Annotated in this window: 32 protein-coding genes; 4 read left to right on the plus strand and 28 right to left on the minus strand. The window is 34.5% G+C overall.

Going from position 1 to position 24,612, the window contains the following annotated elements; all coding sequences use genetic code 11:
- Nucleotides 1–6: 6 nt before the first annotated feature.
- The 28 genes from rpsM to rpsL form a co-directional block, all read right to left on the minus strand.
- Nucleotides 7–381, minus strand: a complete 375-nt coding sequence (gene rpsM / locus AST99_RS17325; RefSeq protein ID WP_057783938.1) for a 30S ribosomal protein S13 — start codon at nucleotides 379–381, stop codon at nucleotides 7–9.
- 2 nt (nucleotides 382–383) lie between these two features.
- A complete protein-coding gene (gene ykgO, locus AST99_RS18510) occupies nucleotides 384–500 on the minus strand; it encodes a type B 50S ribosomal protein L36 (RefSeq protein ID WP_013305171.1) in 117 nt (38 codons plus the stop codon).
- 4 nt (nucleotides 501–504) lie between these two features.
- On the minus strand, nucleotides 505–720 hold the full coding sequence (gene infA, locus AST99_RS17330) for a translation initiation factor IF-1 (RefSeq protein WP_007094967.1): 216 nt from the start codon (nucleotides 718–720) through the stop codon (nucleotides 505–507).
- Between the two features lie 11 nt (nucleotides 721–731).
- Nucleotides 732–2,075 carry a preprotein translocase subunit SecY gene (gene secY, locus AST99_RS17335; RefSeq protein ID WP_057783940.1) on the minus strand — a complete coding sequence of 448 codons (1,344 nt, stop codon included), beginning with the start codon at nucleotides 2,073–2,075 and terminating at the stop codon, nucleotides 732–734.
- Between the two features lie 14 nt (nucleotides 2,076–2,089).
- Entirely contained in the window at nucleotides 2,090–2,542 is a 453-nt protein-coding gene (gene rplO, locus AST99_RS17340; RefSeq protein ID WP_057783942.1) for a 50S ribosomal protein L15, read from the minus strand.
- A gap of 14 nt (nucleotides 2,543–2,556) precedes the next feature.
- Entirely contained in the window at nucleotides 2,557–2,736 is a 180-nt protein-coding gene (gene rpmD / locus AST99_RS17345; protein ID WP_057783944.1) for a 50S ribosomal protein L30, read from the minus strand.
- Between the two features lie 11 nt (nucleotides 2,737–2,747).
- A complete protein-coding gene (gene rpsE / locus AST99_RS17350; RefSeq protein WP_057783947.1) occupies nucleotides 2,748–3,272 on the minus strand; it encodes a 30S ribosomal protein S5 in 525 nt (174 codons plus the stop codon).
- Nucleotides 3,273–3,278: 6 nt separating this feature from the next.
- Nucleotides 3,279–3,635, minus strand: coding sequence for a 50S ribosomal protein L18 (rplR, locus tag AST99_RS17355; protein ID WP_038527321.1), 357 nt, complete (start codon nucleotides 3,633–3,635; stop codon nucleotides 3,279–3,281).
- A 13-nt stretch (nucleotides 3,636–3,648) separates the two neighbouring features.
- Nucleotides 3,649–4,191 carry a 50S ribosomal protein L6 gene (gene rplF, locus AST99_RS17360; RefSeq protein WP_057783949.1) on the minus strand — a complete coding sequence of 181 codons (543 nt, stop codon included), beginning with the start codon at nucleotides 4,189–4,191 and terminating at the stop codon, nucleotides 3,649–3,651.
- Nucleotides 4,192–4,208: 17 nt separating this feature from the next.
- The gene (gene rpsH, locus AST99_RS17365; protein ID WP_057783951.1) at nucleotides 4,209–4,607 is read right to left on the minus strand and encodes a 30S ribosomal protein S8; all 399 of its coding nucleotides are present in this window, start codon (nucleotides 4,605–4,607) and stop codon (nucleotides 4,209–4,211) included.
- Nucleotides 4,608–4,674: 67 nt separating this feature from the next.
- On the minus strand, nucleotides 4,675–4,944 hold the full coding sequence (rpsN, locus tag AST99_RS17370; RefSeq protein ID WP_057783953.1) for a 30S ribosomal protein S14: 270 nt from the start codon (nucleotides 4,942–4,944) through the stop codon (nucleotides 4,675–4,677).
- A gap of 3 nt (nucleotides 4,945–4,947) precedes the next feature.
- Nucleotides 4,948–5,499 (minus strand): 50S ribosomal protein L5, encoded by a 552-nt coding sequence (gene rplE / locus AST99_RS17375; protein ID WP_057783955.1) that lies wholly within the window; start codon nucleotides 5,497–5,499, stop codon nucleotides 4,948–4,950.
- Between the two features lie 2 nt (nucleotides 5,500–5,501).
- Nucleotides 5,502–5,813 carry a 50S ribosomal protein L24 gene (rplX, locus tag AST99_RS17380; RefSeq protein ID WP_057784057.1) on the minus strand — a complete coding sequence of 104 codons (312 nt, stop codon included), beginning with the start codon at nucleotides 5,811–5,813 and terminating at the stop codon, nucleotides 5,502–5,504.
- 11 nt (nucleotides 5,814–5,824) lie between these two features.
- Complete coding sequence (rplN, locus tag AST99_RS17385; protein ID WP_038527308.1) at nucleotides 5,825–6,193, minus strand: 50S ribosomal protein L14; 369 nt, start codon at nucleotides 6,191–6,193, stop codon at nucleotides 5,825–5,827.
- A 2-nt stretch (nucleotides 6,194–6,195) separates the two neighbouring features.
- Nucleotides 6,196–6,453, minus strand: a complete 258-nt coding sequence (gene rpsQ / locus AST99_RS17390; RefSeq protein ID WP_038527305.1) for a 30S ribosomal protein S17 — start codon at nucleotides 6,451–6,453, stop codon at nucleotides 6,196–6,198.
- Nucleotides 6,454–6,465: 12 nt separating this feature from the next.
- Entirely contained in the window at nucleotides 6,466–6,657 is a 192-nt protein-coding gene (gene rpmC, locus AST99_RS17395; protein ID WP_057783956.1) for a 50S ribosomal protein L29, read from the minus strand.
- Between the two features lie 13 nt (nucleotides 6,658–6,670).
- The gene (gene rplP, locus AST99_RS17400; protein ID WP_057783957.1) at nucleotides 6,671–7,090 is read right to left on the minus strand and encodes a 50S ribosomal protein L16; all 420 of its coding nucleotides are present in this window, start codon (nucleotides 7,088–7,090) and stop codon (nucleotides 6,671–6,673) included.
- A gap of 20 nt (nucleotides 7,091–7,110) precedes the next feature.
- Nucleotides 7,111–7,827 (minus strand): 30S ribosomal protein S3, encoded by a 717-nt coding sequence (rpsC, locus tag AST99_RS17405; protein WP_057783959.1) that lies wholly within the window; start codon nucleotides 7,825–7,827, stop codon nucleotides 7,111–7,113.
- Nucleotides 7,828–7,832: 5 nt separating this feature from the next.
- Nucleotides 7,833–8,240, minus strand: coding sequence for a 50S ribosomal protein L22 (gene rplV / locus AST99_RS17410; protein WP_057783961.1), 408 nt, complete (start codon nucleotides 8,238–8,240; stop codon nucleotides 7,833–7,835).
- 6 nt (nucleotides 8,241–8,246) lie between these two features.
- The gene (gene rpsS / locus AST99_RS17415) at nucleotides 8,247–8,525 is read right to left on the minus strand and encodes a 30S ribosomal protein S19 (protein ID WP_057783963.1); all 279 of its coding nucleotides are present in this window, start codon (nucleotides 8,523–8,525) and stop codon (nucleotides 8,247–8,249) included.
- A 3-nt stretch (nucleotides 8,526–8,528) separates the two neighbouring features.
- Entirely contained in the window at nucleotides 8,529–9,356 is an 828-nt protein-coding gene (gene rplB, locus AST99_RS17420) for a 50S ribosomal protein L2 (protein ID WP_057783965.1), read from the minus strand.
- A gap of 10 nt (nucleotides 9,357–9,366) precedes the next feature.
- Entirely contained in the window at nucleotides 9,367–9,657 is a 291-nt protein-coding gene (gene rplW, locus AST99_RS17425; protein ID WP_057783967.1) for a 50S ribosomal protein L23, read from the minus strand.
- Nucleotides 9,658–9,664: 7 nt separating this feature from the next.
- The gene (gene rplD, locus AST99_RS17430; RefSeq protein ID WP_057783969.1) at nucleotides 9,665–10,294 is read right to left on the minus strand and encodes a 50S ribosomal protein L4; all 630 of its coding nucleotides are present in this window, start codon (nucleotides 10,292–10,294) and stop codon (nucleotides 9,665–9,667) included.
- Nucleotides 10,294–10,911, minus strand: a complete 618-nt coding sequence (rplC, locus tag AST99_RS17435; RefSeq protein WP_057783971.1) for a 50S ribosomal protein L3 — start codon at nucleotides 10,909–10,911, stop codon at nucleotides 10,294–10,296. Before rplC ends, rplD begins: the two co-directional genes overlap by 1 nt.
- Nucleotides 10,912–11,072: 161 nt before the next feature.
- Entirely contained in the window at nucleotides 11,073–11,378 is a 306-nt protein-coding gene (gene rpsJ / locus AST99_RS17440) for a 30S ribosomal protein S10 (protein WP_007650482.1), read from the minus strand.
- A gap of 10 nt (nucleotides 11,379–11,388) precedes the next feature.
- Nucleotides 11,389–13,515 (minus strand): elongation factor G, encoded by a 2,127-nt coding sequence (gene fusA, locus AST99_RS17445; protein ID WP_057783972.1) that lies wholly within the window; start codon nucleotides 13,513–13,515, stop codon nucleotides 11,389–11,391.
- Between the two features lie 5 nt (nucleotides 13,516–13,520).
- The gene (gene rpsG, locus AST99_RS17450) at nucleotides 13,521–13,997 is read right to left on the minus strand and encodes a 30S ribosomal protein S7 (RefSeq protein WP_038527271.1); all 477 of its coding nucleotides are present in this window, start codon (nucleotides 13,995–13,997) and stop codon (nucleotides 13,521–13,523) included.
- Between the two features lie 23 nt (nucleotides 13,998–14,020).
- Nucleotides 14,021–14,395 (minus strand): 30S ribosomal protein S12, encoded by a 375-nt coding sequence (rpsL, locus tag AST99_RS17455; RefSeq protein WP_057783973.1) that lies wholly within the window; start codon nucleotides 14,393–14,395, stop codon nucleotides 14,021–14,023.
- 176 nt (nucleotides 14,396–14,571) lie between these two features.
- On the opposite strand from rpsL, the gene AST99_RS17460 reads away from it, so the two are divergent.
- The 4 genes from AST99_RS17460 (at nucleotide 14,572) to AST99_RS17475 (ending at nucleotide 24,607) form a co-directional block, all read left to right on the plus strand.
- On the plus strand, nucleotides 14,572–16,260 hold the full coding sequence (locus AST99_RS17460) for a BamA/TamA family outer membrane protein (RefSeq protein ID WP_232301645.1): 1,689 nt from the start codon (nucleotides 14,572–14,574) through the stop codon (nucleotides 16,258–16,260).
- A gap of 123 nt (nucleotides 16,261–16,383) precedes the next feature.
- Nucleotides 16,384–19,584 (plus strand): SusC/RagA family TonB-linked outer membrane protein, encoded by a 3,201-nt coding sequence (locus tag AST99_RS17465; RefSeq protein WP_057783974.1) that lies wholly within the window; start codon nucleotides 16,384–16,386, stop codon nucleotides 19,582–19,584.
- Between the two features lie 12 nt (nucleotides 19,585–19,596).
- The gene (locus tag AST99_RS17470) at nucleotides 19,597–21,063 is read left to right on the plus strand and encodes a RagB/SusD family nutrient uptake outer membrane protein (RefSeq protein ID WP_057783975.1); all 1,467 of its coding nucleotides are present in this window, start codon (nucleotides 19,597–19,599) and stop codon (nucleotides 21,061–21,063) included.
- Nucleotides 21,064–21,460: 397 nt separating this feature from the next.
- Complete coding sequence (locus AST99_RS17475) at nucleotides 21,461–24,607, plus strand: SusC/RagA family TonB-linked outer membrane protein (RefSeq protein WP_057783978.1); 3,147 nt, start codon at nucleotides 21,461–21,463, stop codon at nucleotides 24,605–24,607.
- Nucleotides 24,608–24,612 lie beyond the last annotated feature (5 nt).

Here is a 24,612-nt window from a genome sequence, read left to right on the forward strand (position 1 = left end):
TTTTAATTATTTAGTTGCTTTCTTCTTGTTAGCAACAGTTTTTCTTCTACCTTTTCTAGTTCTAGAGTTGTTCTTAGTACGTTGTCCTCTTAAAGGAAGACCCGCTCTATGACGTATACCTCTGTAACATCCAATATCCATTAATCGCTTAATGCTTAATTGAGTTTCAGAACGTAATTCACCTTCAATAGTGAACTTTGAAACAGCTTCACGAATAGCCCCTATTTCATCATCCGTCCAATCTTGAACTTTTGTGTTTTCGTCAACTTTAGCTTCTGCTAAAATTTGTTGTGATCTAGTACTACCTATTCCATAGATATAAGTTAAAGAGATCACTCCTCTTTTCTGTTTTGGTATGTCTACACCTGCAATTCTTGCCATAACTACCCTTGTCTTTGTTTGAATCTAGGATTCTTTTTGTTAATTACGTAAAGTCTACCTTTTCTACGCACGATTTTACAATCTGCACTTCTTTTTTTAACTGATGCTCTTACTTTCATCGTATTAGTATCTATAAGTTATTCTAGCCTTAGTTAAATCGTAAGGACTCATTTCTAATTTTACTTTATCTCCTGGTAACAACTTAATGTAATGCATACGCATTTTACCAGATATATGTGCAGTCACAATGTGACCATTTTCTAACTCAACACGAAACATTGCATTTGATAATGCTTCTATAATTGTTCCGTCTTGTTCTATTGCTGCTTGTTTTGCCATTGTATAATATATTAAGCTACTGCTTTTCTATTTTTACCCGTTTTCATCAAGCCATCATAGTGTCTATTCAACAAATAAGAATTTACTTGCTGCATCGTGTCAATTGCAACTCCTACCAAAATTAATAGTGAAGTACCACCAAAAAATAAGGCCCATCCAGATTGAACATTCATTAACTTTACAACTATTGCAGGAAATACTGCGATAAGTGCTAAGAAAATTGAACCAGGTAATGTTATTTGAGACATTATTTTATCTAAATATTCAGAAGTTTCAGATCCTGGTCTAATTCCAGGAATAAATCCTCCGCTACGTTTTAAATCATCAGCCATTTTGTTTGTAGGAACTGTAATAGCAGTATAAAAATACGTGAATATGATAATTAAAAATGCAAATAATAAGTTATACCAAAATCCGAATATATCAGAAAATTGTGATTGTAACCATTGTCCAGCAGCAGAGTCTTTCATAAAAGAAGTCCCTCCTATTAAACCAGGTACAAACATAATAGCTTGAGCAAAAATAATTGGCATTACTCCAGAAGCGTTAAGTTTTAATGGAATATATTGTCTTGATCCCATAATGTTCTTCTCATATCCTCCAGAGGCAGTACGTCTAGCATATTGAACAGCAATTTTTCTCACTGCCATAATAAGCATAATTGATGCAAAAATAATAACAAACCACAACACTAATTCAATAAGGATTAACATAACGTTATTCCCTTCTAAACGTGATGCCGCGTTTTGGAAAAAAGATAATGGTAAACGTGCTATAATACCCACCATAATTAAAAGTGAGATACCATTTCCAATACCTTTATCTGTAATCTTCTCTCCTAACCACATAGCAAAGATACAACCTGTAACTAAGATGATTATAGAAGAAAAGTAAAACAATCCACCTTGACCTAATAAAAAGGCGCTTTGAGGTATACCCAAACTTGGTAAACTTGCTAAATATCCTGGTGCTTGTACCAAACATATCGCAATAGTTAACCAACGTGTGATTTGATTAATTTTCTTTTGACCACTTGCACCTTCTTTTTGTAATTTTTGCAAGTAAGGAATTGCAATTCCCATTAATTGCACTACAATAGAAGCAGAAATGTAAGGCATAATACCTAAGGCAAATATTGATGCGTTAGCAAAAGCTCCTCCAGTAAATGCATTTAATAAACCCAATAATCCAGAATCTGTATTACTTTGTAAGGTTTCTAATTGTGCTGCATCTATACCTGGTAAAACTACTTGCGCACCAAAACGATAAACTAATAATAAACCAACGGTTAAGATGATTCTATTTCTTAGTTCTTCAATTTTCCAAACATTCTTTAACGTTTCTATAAATTTCATGCTCTATTACGTGATTATAAAGTTACAGCTTCTCCTCCAGCCGCTTCGATAGCAGCTTTTGCTGAAGCAGTAAATTTATGAGCAGTTACTGTTAATTTTGCTTTTAGTTCTCCTCTACCTAAGATTTTAACTAGATCATTCTTTCCAGTTACACCTATAGCCATTAAAGTATCTAAATTTACTGTATCTGTAATTTTCTCAGCATCAACCAATTGTTGTAGCTTGTCAAGATTTACACCTTGGTACTCAACACGGTTAATGTTTGTAAAACCAAATTTAGGTACACGTCTTTGAAGTGGCATTTGCCCTCCTTCAAATCCAAGTTTCCTAGAATAACCAGAACGAGACTTAGCACCTTTGTGACCGCGAGTTGCAGTACCACCTTTACCAGATCCTTGTCCACGACCTATTCTTTTTCCTTGATTTTTAACTGAACCTTGTGCAGGTTTTAATTTACTTAAATCCATTTCTCAGTTTATTATTAAGCTTCCTCTACAGAAACTAAGTGTTCAACTTTAGCAACCATACCAAGAATATTTGGTGTGTTTTCATGCTCTACGACTTGCCCAATACGTTTAAGACCAAGAGCTTCTAAAGTTCTTTTTTGTCTTTGTGTACGTTTTATTGTGCTTTTAACTTTCGTTACTTTAATCTTTCCCATTTCTATCGCTATTAACCTTTAAAAACTTTTTCTAATGAAACGCCTCTATCTTTAGCAATTTTTTGAGCACTTCTTAATTGAAGTAATGCATCGAAAGTTGCCTTAACAACGTTATGAGGGTTTGATGAACCTTGAGATTTAGATAATACATCGTGTATTCCAACTGCTTCTAAAACTGTTCTCACAGCTCCACCAGCAATTACCCCTGTACCAGGAGCTGCAGGAATAATGTTTACTCTTGCTCCACCGAATTTACCTTTTTGTTCATGTGGCAATGTACGTTTTACGATTGGAATACGTACTAAATTTTTCTTTGCATCTTCTACTGCTTTAGCAATAGCACTTGCAACATCTTTAGATTTTCCTAAACCGTGACCTACTACACCAGCTTCATCACCAACCACTACGATTGCTGAGAAACCAAATGCTCTACCACCTTTAGTTACTTTTGTAACTCTTTGTACACCAACTAAACGATCTTTAAGATCTAATCCACTTGGTTTAACTAGCTCTGCGCTTTTGTATTTTTGATACATAATTTCTTAGAATTTAAGTCCTGCTTCTCTAGCTCCTTCAGCTAATGATTTTACTCTACCATGGTATAAATATCCACCTCTATCAAAAGAGATAGTGTCTACACCTGCTTTTAAAGCTTTTTCAGCTACAGATTTTCCTACTAGAGTAGCAATTTCTGCTTTAGATCCTTTTGCAGCACTAATGTCTTTATCTCTTGAAGATGCTGAACTGATTGTTTTACCAGTTACATCATCTACTACTTGAGCATAAATTTCTTTATTACTTCTAAAAACAGATAATCTTGGTCTAGTTTCTGTACCAGAAACTATTTTACGGACTCTGCTTTTAATTCTTAATCGTCTTTCGTTTTTTGTTAACGCCATAACTTATAAATTATTAAGCTGATTTACCTGCTTTTCTTCTAATGATTTCTCCTACAAATTTAATACCTTTTCCTTTATATGGTTCAGGTCTTCTAAAGTCTCTAATTTTTGCTGCTACTTGTCCAACAAGTTGCTTATCGTGAGACGATAGTTTAATTATAGGGTTTTTACCTTTCTCTGATACTGTTTCAACTTTTACTTCTGGAGCAATATCTAATACAATATTGTGAGAAAATCCTAATGCTAAATCAAGTTTTTGTCCTTGATTAGAAGCTCTATATCCAACACCAACTAATTCTAGTTCTTTAGACCATCCTTTAGTTACACCTTCAATCATGTTATTGATTAAAGCTCTGTAAAGTCCATGTTTAGATTTTTCTTCTTTTCTATCAGAAGAACGCTCAACTATAACATTTCCATCTTCAACTTTAATTGCTACTGCAGAAAATTCTTGAGATAATTCTCCTAATTTTCCTTTTACTGTAACAATATTTTCGTTAATATCAACTGTAATTCCTTCTGGAATTGCGACTGGGTTATTACCTATTCTTGACATTTCTTATAGTCTTTAAATTAGTAAACGTAGCATAATACTTCGCCACCTACATTTTCTTGTTGAGCTTGTTTACCTGTCATTACTCCGTGAGAAGTAGAAACGATGGCAATACCAAGACCATTTAAAATTCTAGGTAGTTCTGTTGAACTAGCATATTTACGTAAACCTGGTTTACTGATTCTTTGAATCTTCTTAATTACAGGCTCTTTAGTTTCCTTATTGTACTTAAGAGCTATTTTAATAGTTCCTTGTACTGAAGAATCATCGAATTTGTAACTTAAAATATATCCTTGGTCGAATAATATTTTTGTGATTTCTTTTTTCAAGTTAGAAGCTGGTATCTCTACCACTCTGTGGTTAGCACGTACAGCATTTCTAATTCTTGTTAGATAATCCGCTATTGGATCTGTATACATATGTATTAATTTGCGGTTTTGGTTTTCAATATTTAAATTGAACCTGAAACCAATTTATAATTATTTTTTACCAGCTTGCTTTTTTAACACCTGGAATAAGACCGTTATTTGCCATTTCTCTGAATGTTACACGAGAAATACCAAATGTACGCATATACCCTTTTGGTCTTCCTGTTAGTTTACATCTGTTGTGCATACGTACAGGAGAAGCATTTTTTGGTAACTTTTGTAATGCTTCATAATCGCCAGCTTCTTTTAAAGCTTTACGTTTTTCTGCATATTTAGCTACTGTATTAGCTCTTTTTACCTCGCGGGCTTTCATTGATTCTTTAGCCATATCTTAGTTCTTTTGAAAAGGTAAACCTAGTTCAGTTAATAATGATTTTGCTTCTTTATCAGTATCTGCAGAAGTTACAAAGGTAATATCCATTCCTGAAATTTTATTAACTTTATCAATATCAATTTCTGGAAAGATGATTTGTTCTGTAATTCCAAGGTTATAATTACCTCTTCCGTCAAATCCTGTTGCTTTAATTCCGCCAAAATCTCTTACACGTGGTAAGGCTGAAGTAACTAAACGGTCTAAGAATTCGTACATTCTTTCTCCTCTTAACGTAACTTTTGCACCAATTGGCATTCCTTTACGTAATTTGAAAGATGCAACATCCTTTTTAGATAAAGTTGCTATAGCTCTTTGTCCAGAAATAGTTGTTAGTTCTTCTACTGCGTAGTCTACTAACTTCTTATCTGCAACAGCTGCTCCAACACCTTTAGATATTACTATCTTAGATAATTTTGGAACTTGCATAACATTCTTATATCCAAATTCTTCTGTAAGAGCAGCAATTACTTTGCTTTTATACTCTTCTTTTAGTCTCGGTGAATATGCCATAACTATATTACTTCATTAGATTTTTTAGAAAATCTCACTTTCTTATCGCCTTCCATTTTATAACCAACTCGAGTAGTTTCTCCAGTAGCAGTTAATAATGATAGGTTAGATATTTGAATTGGAGCTTCTTTTTCTACGATTCCTCCTTGAGGGTTTTGTGCACTTGGCTTAGTATGTTTCTTCACCAAGTTAACACCCTCAACAATCGCTTTGTTCTTATCGGTTAATACTTTAAGTACTTTTCCTTCAGATCCTTTATGATCTCCAGTTATTACTTTTACAGTATCTCCTGATTTTATCTTAAGCTTTGTCATCTTATAATTCATTAAAGCACTTCAGGTGCTAATGATACAATTTTCATGAATTGTTTATCACGAAGTTCTCTTGCAACAGGTCCAAATACACGTGTACCTCTCATTTCACCCGTTGGGTTTAATAATACACAAGCATTGTCGTCGAATCTGATATAAGATCCGTCAGGACGTCTTACTTCTTTTACAGTACGTACAACAACTGCAGTAGAAACAGCACCTTTCTTAATGTTTCCATTAGGTGTTGCGTCTTTAACTGAAACAACTATTTTGTCTCCTACAGAAGCGTATCTTCTTTTAGTACCACCTAGAACACGGATAGTTAAAACTTCCTTTGCTCCAGTGTTATCTGCTACTTTTAATCTTGATTCTTGTTGTAACATAATTACTTCGCTCTTTCAATTATTTCAACTAATCTCCAACATTTAGATTTACTCATAGGTCGTGTTTCCATGATCTTTACAGTATCTCCAATATTACAATCGTTAGTCTCGTCGTGTGCAACGTATTTTTTCGTTTTTAACACGAACTTACCATACATAGGGTGTTTTACTTTTTTAACTTCAGCAACAACAATAGATTTTTGCATCTTGTTACTAGTAACAACTCCTACACGTTCTTTTCTTAAATTTCTTTTTTCCATCTTTCAGCAGAATTATTGTAATTCTCTTTTAGTTATTTCTGTCGCAATTTTAGCTACATCGCGTCTTACGCTACGTAGTTGAATTGGATTTTCTAAAGGAGATATTGCATGTGCCATTTTCAGGTCTGAATAACTCTTTTTTGTCTCACCAAGTTTCTCTTGTAACTCAGCAGTAGATAATTCTTTAATTTCTGATTGTTTCATAACATCAAATAAATTATGCTTCGTAATCTCTAGCGATAACAAACTTTGTTTTTACCGGTAATTTTTGAGCTGCTAAACGTAATGCTTCTTTTGCAACGTCTAACGGCACTCCTCCTACTTCAAAAAGTAGTCTACCTGGTTTTACAACAGCTGCCCAATATTCAACGGCACCTTTACCTTTACCCATACGTACTTCAAGAGGTTTCTTTGTGATAGGCTTATCTGGAAATATTTTAATCCAAAGTTGTCCTTCTCTCTTCATGTGACGTGTAGCGGCGATACGTGCTGCTTCTATTTGACGCGATGTTAAAAAATTCGAATCAAGTGATTTTATCCCAAAAGTTCCGTTTGAAAGTTGGTGCCCTCTTTGAGAGTTCCCTTTCATACGTCCTTTTTGCATTTTACGAAATTTTGTTCTTTTAGGCTGTAACATTTTTTCTTTACTTTAAAAAATTACTTTCTACGACGTGGTTTATTATTACCTCCTCGTGTTCCACCTTTTCCTTGCTTCTTAGACAATCCAACAAGCGGAGAAAGCTCTCTTTTACCATATACTTCACCTTTCATGATCCATACTTTAACACCTAATCTACCGTAAGTAGTATGTGCCTCAACTAAAGCATAATCAATATCGGCTCTAAATGTAGATAATGGAATACGTCCTTCTTTGTAGTGTTCTGAACGCGCCATTTCTGCCCCGTTTAAACGTCCACTAATTTGGATTTTAATTCCTTCTGCATTCATACGCATTGTAGCAGCGATAGCCATTTTAATTGCACGTCTGTAAGAGATTCTGTTCTCAATTTGACGAGCAATGCTTGACCCTACTAAAAATGCATCAAGTTCCGGTCTTTTAATTTCAAATATGTTTATTTGAACTTCTTTACCAGTAATTTTCTTAAGTTCTTCTTTTAACTTGTCTACCTCTTGACCACCTTTTCCGATAATAATACCAGGTCTAGCAGTAGTGATAGTAACGGTTACAAGTTTTAAAGTTCTCTCGATAATTACTCTTGATATACTTGCTTTAGATAGACGTGCATGAACGTACTTTCTGATCTTATCGTCTTCGGCTAATTTGTCGCCATAATCGTTTCCTCCGTACCAGTTAGATTCCCATCCTCTGATAATTCCTAAGCGATTTCCGATTGGATTTGTTTTTTGTCCCATATCTATTAAGCTTGTATATTATTGTTAGCTCCAACTACGATTGTAACGTGGTTAGAACGCTTTCTTATTCTGTGCGCGCGACCTTGAGGTGCTGGACGTAATCTTTTTAACATAGATCCGCCATCTACTCTAATCTCCTTAACTATCAACTCAGCATCTTCAATGCTTGCATCTTCATTTTTAGATTGCCAGTTTGCAATTGCAGACAATAACAATTTCTCTAAACGGTTAGAAGCTTCTTTTGAACTGAATTTCAAAATATTAAGCGCTTTTTCTACCTTTTCACCTCTTACTAAATCGGCTACTAAACGCATTTTTCTCGGTGACGTAGGACAGTTATTAAGTTTTGCAAAAGCAACTTGCTTTTTGTCTTCCTTAATAGCGTCTGCCATTTGTTTTTTACGACTTCCCATAGCTTACTACTTTTTACCTTTGTTTTTAGCACCTGCATGACCTCTAAAAGATCTTGTTGGTGAAAATTCTCCTAATTTATGTCCTACCATATTTTCAGTTACATACACAGGAACAAATTGACGTCCGTTATGTACTGCAATAGTTTGTCCAACGAAATCTGGTGTAATCATAGAGGCTCTAGACCATGTTTTGATTACTGTTTTCTTTCCGCCTTCAACATTTTCTTGGACTCTCTTATCTAATTTATAATGAACGTAAGGTCCTTTTTTTAATGATCTTGCCATGTCTTATTTCTTTCTACGTTCTACAATATACTTATTACTCGCTTTTGTTTTAGAACGGGTTCTGAATCCTTTAGCAGGTATACCGTTTCTTGAACGAGGATGTCCTCCAGAAGATTTACCTTCACCACCTCCCATTGGGTGATCTACAGGGTTCATTACAACTGGTCTAGTACGAGGTCTTCTACCTAACCATCTACTTCTACCAGCTTTACCTGATACTAGTAATTGATGATCTGAGTTAGACACAACACCTATTGTAGCCATACAGTTAACTAAAATTAATCTAGTTTCTCCTGATGGAAGTTTTACTGTTGCAAATTTACCATCTCTTGCCATTAACTGAGCAAAAGCACCAGCACTACGAGCCATAACAGCTCCTTGTCCTGGACGTAACTCTACACAAGAAATAATTGTTCCTAATGGAATTTGACTTAACGGCATTGCATTTCCAATTTCTGGAGAGACACCTTCTTGCCCAGATACAACTGTTTGACCAACTTGTAATCCGTTTTGAGCAATTATGTATGCTTTCTCACCATCTTGGTAATTTAATAATGCAATAAAAGCTGTTCTGTTTGGATCGTATTGAATTGATTTTACTTCCGCAGGGATTCCCGCTTTAGTTCTTTTAAAATCAATGATACGATACCTTTTTTTATGACCACCACCAATATAGCGCATGGTCATTCTTCCTTGACTGTTTCTACCACCTGATCTTTTCTTCGGAGCTAATAAACTTTTCTCCGGCTTATCAGTAGAAATGGCGTCAAATCCATTTACTACTCTAAATCGCTGACCTGGTGTGATCGGTTTTAATTTTCTTACTGACATTTTTGTCTAATTACATGTTACTGTATAAATCAATCACTTCACCTTCCGCCAGTTGTACAAGTGCTTTTTTAACAGCATTTGTTTTACCATGTTGAATACCAGTTTTTGTAAACTTGGTACTTCTATCTGGACGGACATTTATTGTACGAACTTTTTCAACAGAAACGCCATAAGCAGCTTCCACTGCTTTTTTAATTTCTACCTTGTTCGCCTTAGTACTAACCATAAAGCTAAAACAGTTGTTTAATTCACTGTTTGTTGTTGCTTTTTCTGTTATTATAGGTTTAATTAAGATACTCATCGCTTCTCTATTTACTTAAATTCGTTTCAATTCCTTCTAAAGAACTCTCTAAAAGGACTACTTTATTTGCGTTTAAAATCTTGTAAGTGCTTAATTCTGAGTTTAATAGAACCTCAGAGCTCTTTAAATTTCGTGATGACAAATATACATTATTATTTGAAGCACCCAACACAAATAGTGATTTTTTATCTTGTAAGTCTAAAGCTTTCAATACACTAGTGAAATTTTTAGTCTTAACTGATTCAAAATTTAAATCTTCTATTACAACAATTGATTGCTCAGAAGCTTTAATTGTTAGGGCTGATTTACGTGCTAAGCGCTTAAGGTTTTTGTTAAGTTTGAAACTGTAGTTTCTAGGTCTTGGTCCGAACATACGTCCTCCTCCTTTAAAAACTCCAGACTTAATACTACCTGCTCTAGCAGTACCAGTTCCTTTTTGCTTTTTAATCTTACGTGTAGATCCAGAAATCTCAGCACGCTCTTTAGCTTTGTGAGTTCCTTGTCTTTGGTTTGCTAAGTATTGTTTAACATCCAAATACACAGCATGATTGTTAGGCTCTATAGCAAAAACTGAATCAGAAAGGTCTACCTTTCTTCCAGTTTCTTTTCCATTAATATCTAAAACTGCTACTTTCATTACTTCTCAATGATTACATAAGCGTTTTTATGACCAGGAACACATCCTTTAACCACAAGTAGATTCTTTTCAGCAACTACTTTTAAAACTCTTAAATTTTCAACTTTTACTCTATCAGTACCCATTCTACCGGCCATCTTCATTCCTTTAAATACTCTTGCAGGATAAGAAGCAGCTCCAATAGAACCTGGTGCTCTTAAACGGTTGTGTTGACCGTGAGTTGCTTGACCTACACCACCAAAACCGTGACGTTTAACAACTCCTTGAAAACCTTTACCTTTAGAAACTCCAGCGATATCTACGAATTCACCTTCTATAAAGTGCTCTACAGTGATTGCATCACCTAATTTGTACTCCGCATCAAAACCTTTAAATTCAACGATTTTGCGTTTTACAGAAGTTCCTGCTTTTTTAGCGTGACCTAAGTCAGCTTTAGTAGCACTTTTTTCTGTCGCGTCATCGAAACCAAGTTGAAGGGCTTTATAACCATCAACTTCTTCAGTTCTGACTTGGGTAACGATACATGGTCCAGCTTCAATTACTGTACATGGAATATTTTTTCCATTTTCATCGAAGATGCTGGTCATACCGATTTTTTTTCCAATTAACCCAGACATAATTATTAATTTATTTATTAGTATTATTTATAAAAAGATTCAGGGTCGAAACACGTTCAACCCTGAATGTATTTTTACCGTTTTTCCCTCGCTCGCAGCTTAGGACATGTTTATATAAAACTTTCGTTTCTGTAAAACTTACTTGAGTAAGTATTCTCTACTTAAACTTTAATTTCTACTTCTACTCCACTTGGTAATTCAAGTTTCATTAAAGCATCAATAGTTTTAGAAGAAGAGCTATAGATATCAAGTAATCTCTTGTAAGAGCTTAATTGAAATTGCTCTCTCGACTTCTTATTAACGTGAGGAGAACGTAATACAGTGAAAATTTTCTTGTGAGTAGGTAATGGAATTGGTCCTGTTACTACTGCACCTGTACTTTTTACAGTTTTTACAATCTTATCAGCAGACTTATCTACTAAGTTATGATCGTATGATTTTAATTTAATTCTGATTTTTTGACTCATATTCTTAGTTTTAAGCGTCTGTACCTTTAGCTGCCTTAATCACTTCTTCAGAAACATTTGAAGGAGTTTCAGCATAATGTGAAAATTCCATAGTTGATGTAGCACGACCTGAAGATAATGTTCTTAATGTTGTTACATATCCAAACATCTCAGATAATGGCACGGTAGCTTTTACAGTTTTTGCACCTGCTCTGTCTCCCATACTGCTCATTTGTCCCCTTCTTCTATTTAAATCTCCTACGATATCACCCATGTTTTCTTCAGGAGTAATAACTTCAATTTTCATAATAGGCTCCATGATAACTGCTTTTGCAGCTTTAGCACAATTTTTGAATCCTAACTTTGCAGCTAGTTCAAAAGATAATGCATCAGAATCCACATCATGATAAGATCCATCTTTCAATGTCACTTTCATTGCATCAACTTCAAAACCTGCTAGAGGTCCATTAATCATTGCAGCTTTAAATCCTTTTTCAATTGAAGGGATAAATTCTTTAGGAACGTTACCACCTTTAATAATAGATTCAAATTGAAGACCAATAACACCTTCATCAGCTGGTTCAACAGTAAACGCAATATCTGCGAATTTACCACGACCACCAGATTGCTTTTTATAGACTTCTCTATGATCTGCAGCTTGTGTAATAGCTTCTTTGTACTCAACTTGAGGTTGACCTTGATTTACTTCAACCTTAAACTCACGTTTTAAACGGTCTACAATAATATCTAAGTGTAACTCACCCATTCCAGAAATAATAGTCTGTCCTGAAGCTTCGTCTGTACGTGCTGTAAATGTAGGATCTTCTTCAGCTAATTTCGCTAAAGCCATACCCATTTTATCTACATCTGCTTTTGTTTTAGGTTCAACCGCAATACCAATTACTGGGTCTGGAAAATCCATAGATTCTAAAACTATCGGGAATTTTTCGTCTGAAAGTGTATCCCCTGTTTTGATACTCTTGAATCCAACTGCAGCTCCAATATCTCCTGCTTCGATATAATCGATAGCATTTTGCTTGTTAGCATGCATTTGGTAGATACGTGAAATACGTTCTCTTTTACCAGAACGGTTGTTTAACACATAAGATCCTGCATCTAAACGACCAGAGTATGCACGGAAAAATGCTAAACGTCCTACGAAAGGATCTGTTGCTATTTTAAATGCTAAAGCAGCGAAAGGCTCCTTTACATCTGGTTTACGTTTTTCTTCAACGTCTGTATCTGGATTCGTTCCGACTACACTTTCTCTATCCATTGGAGAAGGTAAGTAACGACATACAGCATCTAATAAGAATTGTACACCTTTATTTTTAAAAGCAGATCCACAAATCATAGGAATGATTGCCATATCCATTACAGCAGCTCTAAGTGCAGCATGCACTTCTTCTTCTGTAATAGAATCTTCGTCTTCCATAAACTTCTCAAGTAAGTTTTCATCGTAAGATGCAACTTCCTCAATTAATAAAGCTCTGTATTTACGAGACTCTTCTTTTAATTCTTCTGGAATATCAATAACATCAAAAGTTGCCCCTTGTGTTTCATCATGCCAGATGATTGCTCTGTTTTTAACTAAATCTACAACACCTTTAAAGTTTTCTTCGTCACCAATGTTTAAAACTATAGGCACAGCATTTGAACCTAACATTTCTTTTACTTGATCACAAACTGCTAAAAAGTTAGATCCTTGACGGTCCATCTTATTAACGAAACCTATTCTAGGCACTTTATAATTATCCGCTAATCTCCAGTTAGTTTCAGATTGTGGCTCAACACCATCAACTGCACTAAATAAAAACACTAAACCATCTAATACACGTAATGAACGGTTTACTTCAACCGTAAAATCTACGTGACCAGGTGTGTCAATAATATTAAAATGGTATCCTTGAGAATCAGCTGTTGGCTGACCATCTAATCTTGGAAATACCCACTCACAAGTTGTAGCAGCAGATGTGATAGTAATACCACGTTCTTGCTCTTGCTCCATCCAGTCCATAGTTGCAGCACCATCATGCACTTCACCTATTTTATGAGAAACTCCAGTATAATAAAGAATACGCTCTGTTGTTGTTGTTTTACCAGCATCAATATGAGCAGCAATTCCTATGTTTCTAGTTAATTTTAAATCTCTTGCCATTTTATTTAGAATCTAAAGTGTGAGAATGCTTTGTTAGCTTCTGCCATTTTATGAGTATCAACTCTTTTCTTAACAGCCGCACCTTCTTCTTTAGCTGCTGCTAAAATTTCTGATGCTAAACGTTGTGCCATAGATTTTTCGTTTCTTTTACGAGAGAAGCTAATTAACCACTTCATTGCTGTTGAAACTTTTCTGTCTGGACGAATTTGCATTGGAATCTGGAATGTTGCACCACCTACTCTACGACTACGTACTTCTACGTGAGGCATAACGTTAGATAAAGCATCTTTCCACAACTCTAAAGCTGTTTTTTCTTCGTCTGTTTTTTTTGAGTCTACGATGTCAATTGCGTCGTAGAATACCTTAAAAGCTACCGATTTCTTACCATCCCACATCATCATGTTAACGAATCTAGTTACTAACTGATCGTTAAAACGCGGATCTGGTAAAAGCGGTCTCTTTTTTGCTGCTCTTTTTCTCATGTCTTTTCTTTAAAAGATTTTAATTACTTCTTAGGGCGTTTTGCACCGTACTTAGATCTACGTTGTGTTCTACCTGCAACACCTGCTGTGTCTAAGGCACCACGAACGATGTGATATCTAACTCCTGGCAAATCTTTTACCCTTCCACCTCTAACCAATACTATCGAGTGCTCCTGTAAATTGTGACCTTCACCAGGGATGTATGCATTTACTTCATTACCGTTAGTTAATCTAACCCTTGCTACTTTACGCATTGCAGAGTTAGGTTTCTTAGGTGTAGTAGTGTAAACACGCGTACAAACCCCTCGTCTTTGAGGACACGAATCTAAAGCAGCCGATTTACTCTTCTTGGTTATTTTGGCTCTTCCTTTTCGTACTAATTGTGAAATTGTTGGCATATTTTCTATAAAATTTATAAAATATCCTCTTCTTAGAGGGCTGCAAATGTAAGGATTTATTTTTATTTTTCAAACCCTAAACAATTAATTTTCAATTGAATTTAACTTTTATTCTAAGTTATATATTATTCCTTTACTTTTTCCGTTAGTTTTACATCTTTAAAGCCTACCAAATAGTGCAAAATAAAATTTTAATATTCTTCATCTTTTTAGTTGCAACATCTAACGTGCTGTGCCAGAATTTAATATTAAATATTCATGGAGAAACAGATAAAGAAACAACAGTTTTAGACTCTGTTGGCTATTTAAAAAATCATAAAAACTACAAATCCTTAGCTAATACAATAGATACACTAGCGGTACAATTAAATAAATTAGGATATATAGAACACCTGTTTGAAGCGCCAGAAAAAAGTAACGATTCTACTGTTAATGCATTTGTTACCTTAAATAAAAAATACGAATACTTATATATAAGGTATAATCCACATGCTATACCCTCTGAACTATTAAATTCACTTGACATAACTACAGACAATAGTAACTTACAAATTAAATTTATTAATGTAGAATACACACTTGGGTTACTAAACGCTAAACTTACAGAAAATGGTCTCCCTTTTTCAACATTACAACTTGAGCATATTAAAATTGAAAACGATAGTGTAAAGGCTGAATTAATAACTTCTCAAAAAGACACACCTAGACACTTAGATAAGATTGTAATTAAAGGGTACGAGAAATTTCCCAAAAAGTTTATTAAGTATTATGCTAAACTTAAACGAGGTAATCTTTTTAATATGGATCAGATTATTGAAAAGACCAATACTATAAATACATTAACGTTTGCCAACTTAATTAGAGATCCAGAAGTACTTTTCACAAAAGACTCTACAACACTATATATATATGTAGAAAAACAAAAAAGCAATAATTTTGATGGTTACATAGGTTTTGCGACAAATGAAGATACCAATAAATTAGAATTTAGCGGATACATAGATATGTTATTCCGGAATAACTTGAATTACGGTGAAACTTTAAAGCTATTATATAGAAGTGACGAAAACGAACAAAAAACATTTAATATTAATATAGACGCTCCTTATATATTTAACTCACCTATAGGAGCCGATTTAGAATTAAACATTTTTAAGAAAGATTCAACTTTTTCTACCGTAGACCAATCTTTAAAATTGTATTACCAAATTAATACCAAACACAAAGCTTATTTAGGTATTTCATCAACACAATCTAACAATTTGCTAGACGAGTCTTATTCTACTTCAATAGACGATTATGAATCTACGTTCTATACAACACAATACAAATACTTAAACACCAATCAAGACAACTCCCTGTTACCTACAAAATCTTATGCAGATATAGAATTAGGATTTGGTTCGCGCACATATGAGGATACCAAAGAAAATCAAATTCTTGTGCAGTCGGAATTATATCATAGTTTTTACCTAAACCACAACAATAGCATTTTTACAAGAGTTACGTCTGGTTATTTGCAATCTGAAAATTATTTAGAAAATGAGCTTTTGTATTTTGGAGGTATCAATTCCATACGTGGTTTTGAAGAAAATAGTTTAACCGCAAATATGTATGGTGTTCTAAATTTAGAATACCGATATCAGCTCAATTCTACCATTTACATCAACACAATTACAGATTTTTCCTACTTAGAGAATAATGTGACTGAACAAAAAGAAAAAATAATTGCCATTGGTGTCGGTTTTACACTCTTAACAAAAGCAGGCATATTAAAATTACAATATGCTAATGGAAAAACTGAAAGTCAGCCTTTTAATATCGATAATGCAAAAATACACATCAGTATAACAGCTCAATTTTAGCCTCTAAATTTAGAGTTTTAGAATTTTCAAAGACATTTAACAACTTTTAATTTAAGGATTATTTATTGTTTAATTAACTATTAATTAAGAGTTTTGCCGCCGACTAATTCAAAATTACTAAAAATGAGATCAAAGTTTAGTGGAATTCTAACGCTATTCCTAGCGTTTGTTGTGCAGTTTACTTTTGCACAAGAAAAACTAATTTCGGGGACTGTTTCCGATGAAAACGGTATACCTCTCCCTGGGGTTAACATTGTTATTAAGGGCACCTCTCAAGGTACTCAGACAGATTTTGACGGAAATTATACAATTTCTTCAGAGACAGGTAGCACATTATCTTTTTCTTTTATGGGCTACAAAACAACAGAAAAATTGGTTGGAGCTTCTTCCACAATTAATGTGACTTTATTAGAAGATTTGGCTGAACTGGATGAAGTTCTTATTGTAGGATATGGTACATCTACATTACGTTCTTTTACAGGTACAGCAACACAAATTGACAGTGAAGCATTAGGGCGTAAAGCTGTATCTAACGTTTCTCAAGCTTTAGCTGGAGAAGCTGCAGGTGTACGTGTAATTAACACTAGCGGACAACCTGGTGAAGATGCAACAGTGCGTATTAGAGGTTTTGGTTCTCTTAACGGAAACAGAGATCCGTTATACGTGTTGGACGGTATCCCTTTTACAGGTTCTGTGAACTCAATTAACCCTAACGACATTGAGTCGACTACTATCCTTAAAGATGCCGCTGCAACAGCTATCTACGGTTCTAGAGGAGCAAATGGTGTTATTGTAATTAACACTAAAAAAGGATCTAAAAACAATTCTGAAATTGAAATAGATTTAAAAACAGGTCAGAACTTTAGTGCTTTACCTCGTTACTCAACTATCTCTTCTCCAGAAGAATATATTGAAACAAGCTACGAAGCTCTTAAAAACAGAGGTAGCCTTTTAGGTTACGATGGTACAGCATATGCTAACAGCCTATTATTTAGTAGTACTGGTATTGCTACAGAATACAATATGTGGAATGTAGATAGTGGTGCAGATTTAATCGATCCTACTACTGGAAAAGTAATGGATGGTGTGACACGTAAATACGATCCAGAAAACTGGGAAGATTACGCGTTCCAAGAATCTAACAGAACAGAAGCTAACGTTAAAATTAGTGGTGGTTCAGACAAAACAAGATACTTTACTTCTTTTGGATATTTAAACGATGTTGGATATTCTATTAACTCAGACTTCGAGCGTTACTCTGTAAGAGCAAACATAGATCACCAAGCAAAAGATTGGTTATCTGGTAATCTTAATATTGGTTACACGAATTCTGAAACTAATAATGGTGGACAGTCTGAAGATTCAGGTTCTGTATTCTGGTTTGTAGACAATATTCCATCTATCTATCCTCTATTCTTAAGAGATGATGACGGAAACAAAATTGACGACCCATATTACGGTGGTTATGTATACGATTACGGTGAAACTCGTGGATTTGGTGGTTTAACAAATGCCATTAGTGATGCACACAACTCTATCTCTAACGATGTTGTTCACGAATTAAATGGTAATGCAAGTATTGATATTGCGTTTAACGATGATTTCAAATTAATTAACAAATTTGGATGGAACTACAAAAACAGTAATTTCAATAGCCAAGACGGACCATACTACGGACCAAGCGCGTCTCAAAACGGATCTATCTACAAAGAAAGAACAGATATTTTTTCTTACAACTTATTAAATATGTTAACCTATAAGAAAAAATTTAACGGCCATGCTTTTGATGCACTTGTTGCACACGAAGCTAACGACTGGGAAAGAGAATACTTATTTGGTTCTAAATCTTATTTAACAGATCCTAACAGTACAGACTTTAACGATGCTGTTGTACAATCTAACATGTCTTCTTATACTGAAAGCTATTCTTTAGAAAGTTTCTTTGGACAAGTAAATTACAACTATAACGATACATATTTTGTATCTGGAACATTAAGACGTGATGGTTCTTCAAGATTTGAAGACGGAAACAGATGGGGAACATTTGGATCTGTTGGTGCTTCATGGGTTATGTCTAACGAAGACTTTATGTCTAACCAAAACATTTTTAGTTTCTTAAAACTAAAAGCAAGTTACGGTAAAGTTGGAGATCAAGGTGGTGTAGATTACTACTCTGGAAACGATTTATATACTGTTGGTAATTTAGATGACCAACCTACGTTAATTTTCGATACTAAAGGAAACCCAGATTTAGAATGGGAAGTTTCAGATCAGTTCCAAGCTGGTGTAGAATTTTCTTTAGGAAAATATTTAGATGCTAGTGTAGATTACTACATTAAAGATACAGACAATTTAATCTTTGACAGACGTGTAGGAGCATCTATAGGTTATGCTTTAGTACAAGTAAACGATGGGGCTCTAAGAGAATCTGGATTAGAATTTGATCTTACAGCTCACCTTGTAAAAAACAAAGATTTTTATCTTGATTTAGGCGTTAACGGAGAAATAACTTCAAACGAATTAACACGTATGCCTATCGATCCTGCTACAGGAGAAGAAAAATTATTAGACATTAGTGGTCGATATGGTAGAGCAGAAGGACATTCTATTTACGATTTTTATGTACGTGAATGGGCTGGTGTAAATTCTGAAACTGGAGAAGCACAATGGAACCAATACTTCTATGATGGAAACGGTAACGGTGTTGTAGACACCGATGAAGGTATTTCATCTTTAACAGAATACGAAGCACTTTATCCAGACAGAGAAGTATCTAAAACAACTACAACAACGTATTCAGATGCAACTCAAAAATTCGTAAATAAATCTATCCTTCCAGATGTAAGAGGTGCTTTCAATATCGCTACAGGCTACAAAGGATTCCAACTTAACGTACAATTCTTATACTCTATTGGTGGTTACGCATACGATTCTGTTTACGCAGGATTAATGAGCAACACTCAAGTTGGTGGTAACAACTGGCATACAGATATTAGAAACAGATGGCAACAAGCTGGAGATATTACAGATATCCCAAGATTATCAAGTAATTTAGATCAGAATGTAAATGCTACATCTACAAGATTTATTACTAAAGCAGACTACTTAAGCTTAAACAACATCCGTTTAGCTTACTCTATTCCAGAAACATTTGTTAAGAAAATGGGTATGTCTAACTTCACACTATCATTAACTGGAGACAATTTAGCACTTTGGAGTGAAAGAGACGGATTTAATCCTTCTGCATCAGAAACTGGAGTATCAGACACATATAGCTACTCTCCTTTAACAACAGTTACTCTTGGTCTTAATGTAAGATTCTAAAAAATAATAAACATGAAGAAAATAATATATATACTATTAGGAGTTTCGTTAACTACTGCGGTAAGTTGTAGTGATGACTTCCTAGAAAAAGATCCATCAGAGTTTATGTCTGATGAAGAAATAGCAGAAATTTCACCAGATTACCCAGAATTATCAGAAGCGATTTTAAGAGGTAATTACGAAAACATGTACGTAACCGGTTCTGGTGGTACAGATTTAGATCATGATGATTTTGGTCAGAAAAGTTACGATATTTACGGAGACATGTTATCCGGAGATATGGTTCTTGGAGGCTTAAACTACGGATGGTATTCAGGTATTTCTGAAATGCAATCAACTATCGACTTTACAGATACAGACAACTACAAACCATGGAGATACTATTACCGTATTGTAAATGGAGCGAACTCTGTAATTGATGGTTACGGTGGAAACGATGCAGAATTAGAAGCTGGTACAGATGCAATCTATTCTTTTGCTCAAGCTCGTGCTATGCGTGCTTATGCTTACTTTTACTTAGCAAACTTATTCTCTACATCTTACGATGCTACTGCAGAAATTTTACCTATATATACATCTTTATCTCAAGACAACCAACCGTTAAGTACTACGGCAGACGTGTATGCACTTATTATTGAAGACTTAACATATGCTGTTGAAGGATTAGATGGATTTAGTAGAGATTCTAAATCTTACATCAACCAAACAGTAGCACAAGGACTTTTAGCTTATGCATACGCTGCAATGGGAGAAAATGCTTTAGCAAAACAAGCAAGTTCAGACGCTATTTTAAGCTCTGGAGCTAGCATTGTTAGCGAAACAGAAGCTGTTGGCGGATTTAACGATGTTACAACTAGTGCTTGGATTTGGGGTACAGACATTACTATTGCTTCAGACTTAGACTTAGTATCTTGGTGGGGTCAAGTAGATTTATTTACATATAGCTATGCTTGGGCTGGAGATCCTAAAATTATTAACGACGAATTATATGCTGCAATTCCTGATAACGATGTTAGAAAAGGACAGTTTGTGAATGCCTATGGAGATGGTCAATTATACCCAATCAATAAATTCTACGCTCCAGACAGAGTTGTAGGAGGACAACGTAACATTGAAACAGATTATTTATACATGCGTATAGATGAAATGTACCTTTTAAACGCAGAAACTGCAGCAAAATCTGGAGACGAAGCAACTGCAATATCTGTACTTAAAGCGTTATTAGATGAGCGTTTAGATGACACATCTTATGTAGACCAATTAAGCGGAGATGCATTATTAGATGAAATCATTTTACAAACACGTATCGAGTTTTGGGGTGAAGGAAAAAGTTACTTATTAATGAAACGTAACAATTCAGATATTACCTTAGGTAGTAACCACCTTACTTACCCAAGTCAAACAATTTCTTCAGACGATGATAGATTGACTTTAGATATTCCTCAATTAGAAATACAAAACAACCCTTTTATCAACTAATCTAAACAAAAACGTTAGATTATATATAAATGGTTAATGTTATTAAAGCCTTGTGTACATGTTACACAAGGCTTTTCTTTTTTACATATTTAAAAAATTTAAATAGATAATATTTATTACTATATAATATAGTATAATAACTTAACATAATTATGACAATCGTGTCAATAATTAATTTACAGAATTAAATAAATGAAAAAAACAACTTTTTATGTTAAAAAAAGCATTATGAAGTTGAAAAAAACATTGCTGTATTTTCAAAATATCAATTATTTCGTAGCTGTTTTATTAATTTCTCTTCAAAAAATCTAATATTTTCCAAATTTTAAGGAATAATTATTGTTTTATTAACTTTTAATTAAGATTTTAGTTTCCGACTAATTCAAATCAAATAAAAATGAAAACAAAGTTTAGTGGAATTCTAACGCTGTTTCTAGCGTTTGTTGTGCAACTAACATTTGCACAAGAGAAATTAATTTCAGGGACTGTTTCAGACGAAGCCGGCCTACCTCTCCCTGGGGTTAACATTATTATTAAAGGTACCTCTCAAGGTACACAATCCGATTTTGATGGTAATTATACTATTTCTGCAGCAAGCGGAGATGTATTATCATTTTCTTTCATGGGTTACAAAACAACAGCAGTTACTGTAGGCGCATCTAGCTCCTTAAACTTAACAATGGCTCAAGACTTATCTGAGCTTGACGAAGTTGTAGTAACAGCATTAGGTATTAGAAGAGAAGAGAAAGCATTAGGGTATTCTTCTCAATCTGTATCTTCTGAAGAACTTACAACTGTAAGAGATGCAAACATTGTAAACTCTTTAAGTGGTAAAGTCGCAGGTATTAACGTAACAAACGCTTCTGGAGCTGTAGGTTCTGAAAGTAGAATTGTTATTCGTGGTATCTCTTCTATTAGTGGAAACACTCAACCTTTAATTATTGTAGATGGTGTTGTTATGGACAATACAAGTTATGGTGATTCTGGTGCGTATGGAGGTAATAGTACTCCAAACGGTATAGCAGATCTTAACCAAGACGATATTGCATCTATGAACGTTTTAAAAGGTGGAGCCGCAACTTCTTTATATGGTATGCGTGGTGCTAATGGTGTAATTGTAATTACAACTAAATCAGGAACTACTAAATCTACCCAATTAGGAATAGAGATTTCTAGTAGTGTTAGTTTTGAAAACGCTTATGTATTACCAGAATACCAAAACTCTTACGGACAAGGTTTTGATACTACATATTTTGAATACGTAGATGGTGTAACTGGAGACGGTGGAATTGACGAAAGTTGGGGAGCACCTCTAGATGCTGGATACGAATTTATTCAATGGGATTCTTTTGATGGTGAAGCTAAACCATGGGTATCTCATCCAGATAATGTTAAAGATTTCTACGAAACAGGGATTACAACTAATAACAACATTGCTTTTTCTAAAAGTGGAGACGGTTATAACGGTAGAATCTCTTTGGGTATGACAGATCAAAAAGGTATTATATACAATACAGATTTAAGAAAATATAACTTAGGTGGTAAATTAAATTTCGATTTATCTGATAAGTGGAGTGCAGGAATGTCTGTAAATTATATTAAAACAGAAAGTAGCAACTTACCTTCTTTAGGATATGGAGATGCGAACAACCAAATCGGTCAATTAGTATGGAGTGGACGTAATGTTGATTTCCAAGCTTTAAAAGATTGGAAAAATCTTCCTTTAGGTTATGCTGCTGGATCTGACACAGCTACTCCAATTAACTGGAACTTAGCATACAACAACAACCCATATTGGGCTTTAGACACAAACACAAATACATTTGATAGAAACAGATTATTAGGTAACATAAATATTACTTATCAAATTACAGACGACTTAAGCTTTACTGCTCAAACAGGTATCGATTATTTCTCTTCTTTAGATACTAAACGAAGAGCATTTGGTACATACGAAAGTACTAGAGGGTCTTATGAAGAAACACAACGTACACGTTACGAAATTAACAGTCAAGCGATTTTAAACTATAATATTGATATTACTGAAAAATTCAATACAAGTTTAAGCCTTGGAGGACAAACAATGGTAAATAATTATCACCGTTTATACATGGCAGCTTCAGAATTACAAGTACCAGATGTATATAATATCTCTAACACAAGAGATGGTGTAACACCAAGTTTAGATCAGTCTCAAACAGATCAAAAAATTAATTCAGGATTTGGTATCGCTTCATTTTCTTACGACGATGTGGTATTTTTAGATCTTACCGGACGTAATGACTGGGCATCTGTATTACCATCAACAAAAAACAGCTTCTTCTACCCTGGTGCTAATTTAAGTGCTATTGTTAGTGATATAGCTAATATGAATAATACATTTTTAAAGCTTAGAGCAGGTTGGGCACAAGTAGGTAGTTCAGGACCATTATCACCTTACAGTTTAGAACCAGCATATACATTTGGTACAGCTTGGGGAACAACTCCTGTAGCCTCTTCTCCTACTACATTATGGAATCCAAACATTAAAAATGAAACTACTGAAGAATTTGAAATTGGTTTTGATGCAAGATTCTTTTCTAATCGTTTACGTGTAGACTTTACATACTACGACAAAGAAACGTCTGATGTTATTATGGCAAAAGAAATTTCTGGAGCTTCAGGAAACTTATACTTCTGGGACAATGCAGCAACATTAACTAACAAAGGTTACGAAGTTACTTTAGGTGCCGATATCATTAGAAATGATGGTGACGGATTCAATTTAGGATTCTCTGCAAACTTTGCACGTAACAGAAACAAAGCTCAAGATATTGATGATGATCCAACAACAAACAATGGAAGTATTGTTTTAGGTGGACTTTGGAATGTAGATATCCAAGCTAATGAAGGTGAAGCCGTAGGTACAATTTACGGTCCTGCTTTTGCAAGAAACGATGATGGAGCTATTATTTACAGTAATGGTTTACCAACTATAGATCCAACAAACCAAGTATTAGGTAACATTAACCCAGATTGGACTGGAGGTTTAAATATAGACATGTCTTACAAAAACATCAGATTCTCTACTTTATTTGATGTGAAATGGGGAGGAGATATTTATTCTCAAACAAACAGCTGGGGTAACTACGCTGGTGTACTAGCCGAAACATTACCAGGAAGAGAAACTGGTATTATTGGTGAAGGTGTAAAATCTGACGGTAGCGGCGGATGGGTTGCTAACGATATCGTACAAACTGCATCTACGTATTACGGAACTGTGTATGGTTCTAACATCGGAGAATCTGCAGTATACGACGCTTCTTTTGTGAAGTGGAGAGAATTAGCTTTATTCTATGACTTCCCATTAAAGAAATGGGCTAAAACAGGAGTTGATCAATTATCTTTAGGTGTTACAGTACGTAACTTAGCTATTTTATACAAGAAAACACCAAACATCGATCCAGAATCTGCATTTAGTAACAGTACTGGAGCACAAGGTTTAGAGTACGCTCAAGTACCTTCTACACGTAGTATTGGTATTAACTTAAATGTTAAATTTTAAAACTT

This window comes from Formosa algae (genome assembly GCF_001439665.1).
GTDB lineage: Bacteria > Bacteroidota > Bacteroidia > Flavobacteriales > Flavobacteriaceae > Formosa > Formosa algae.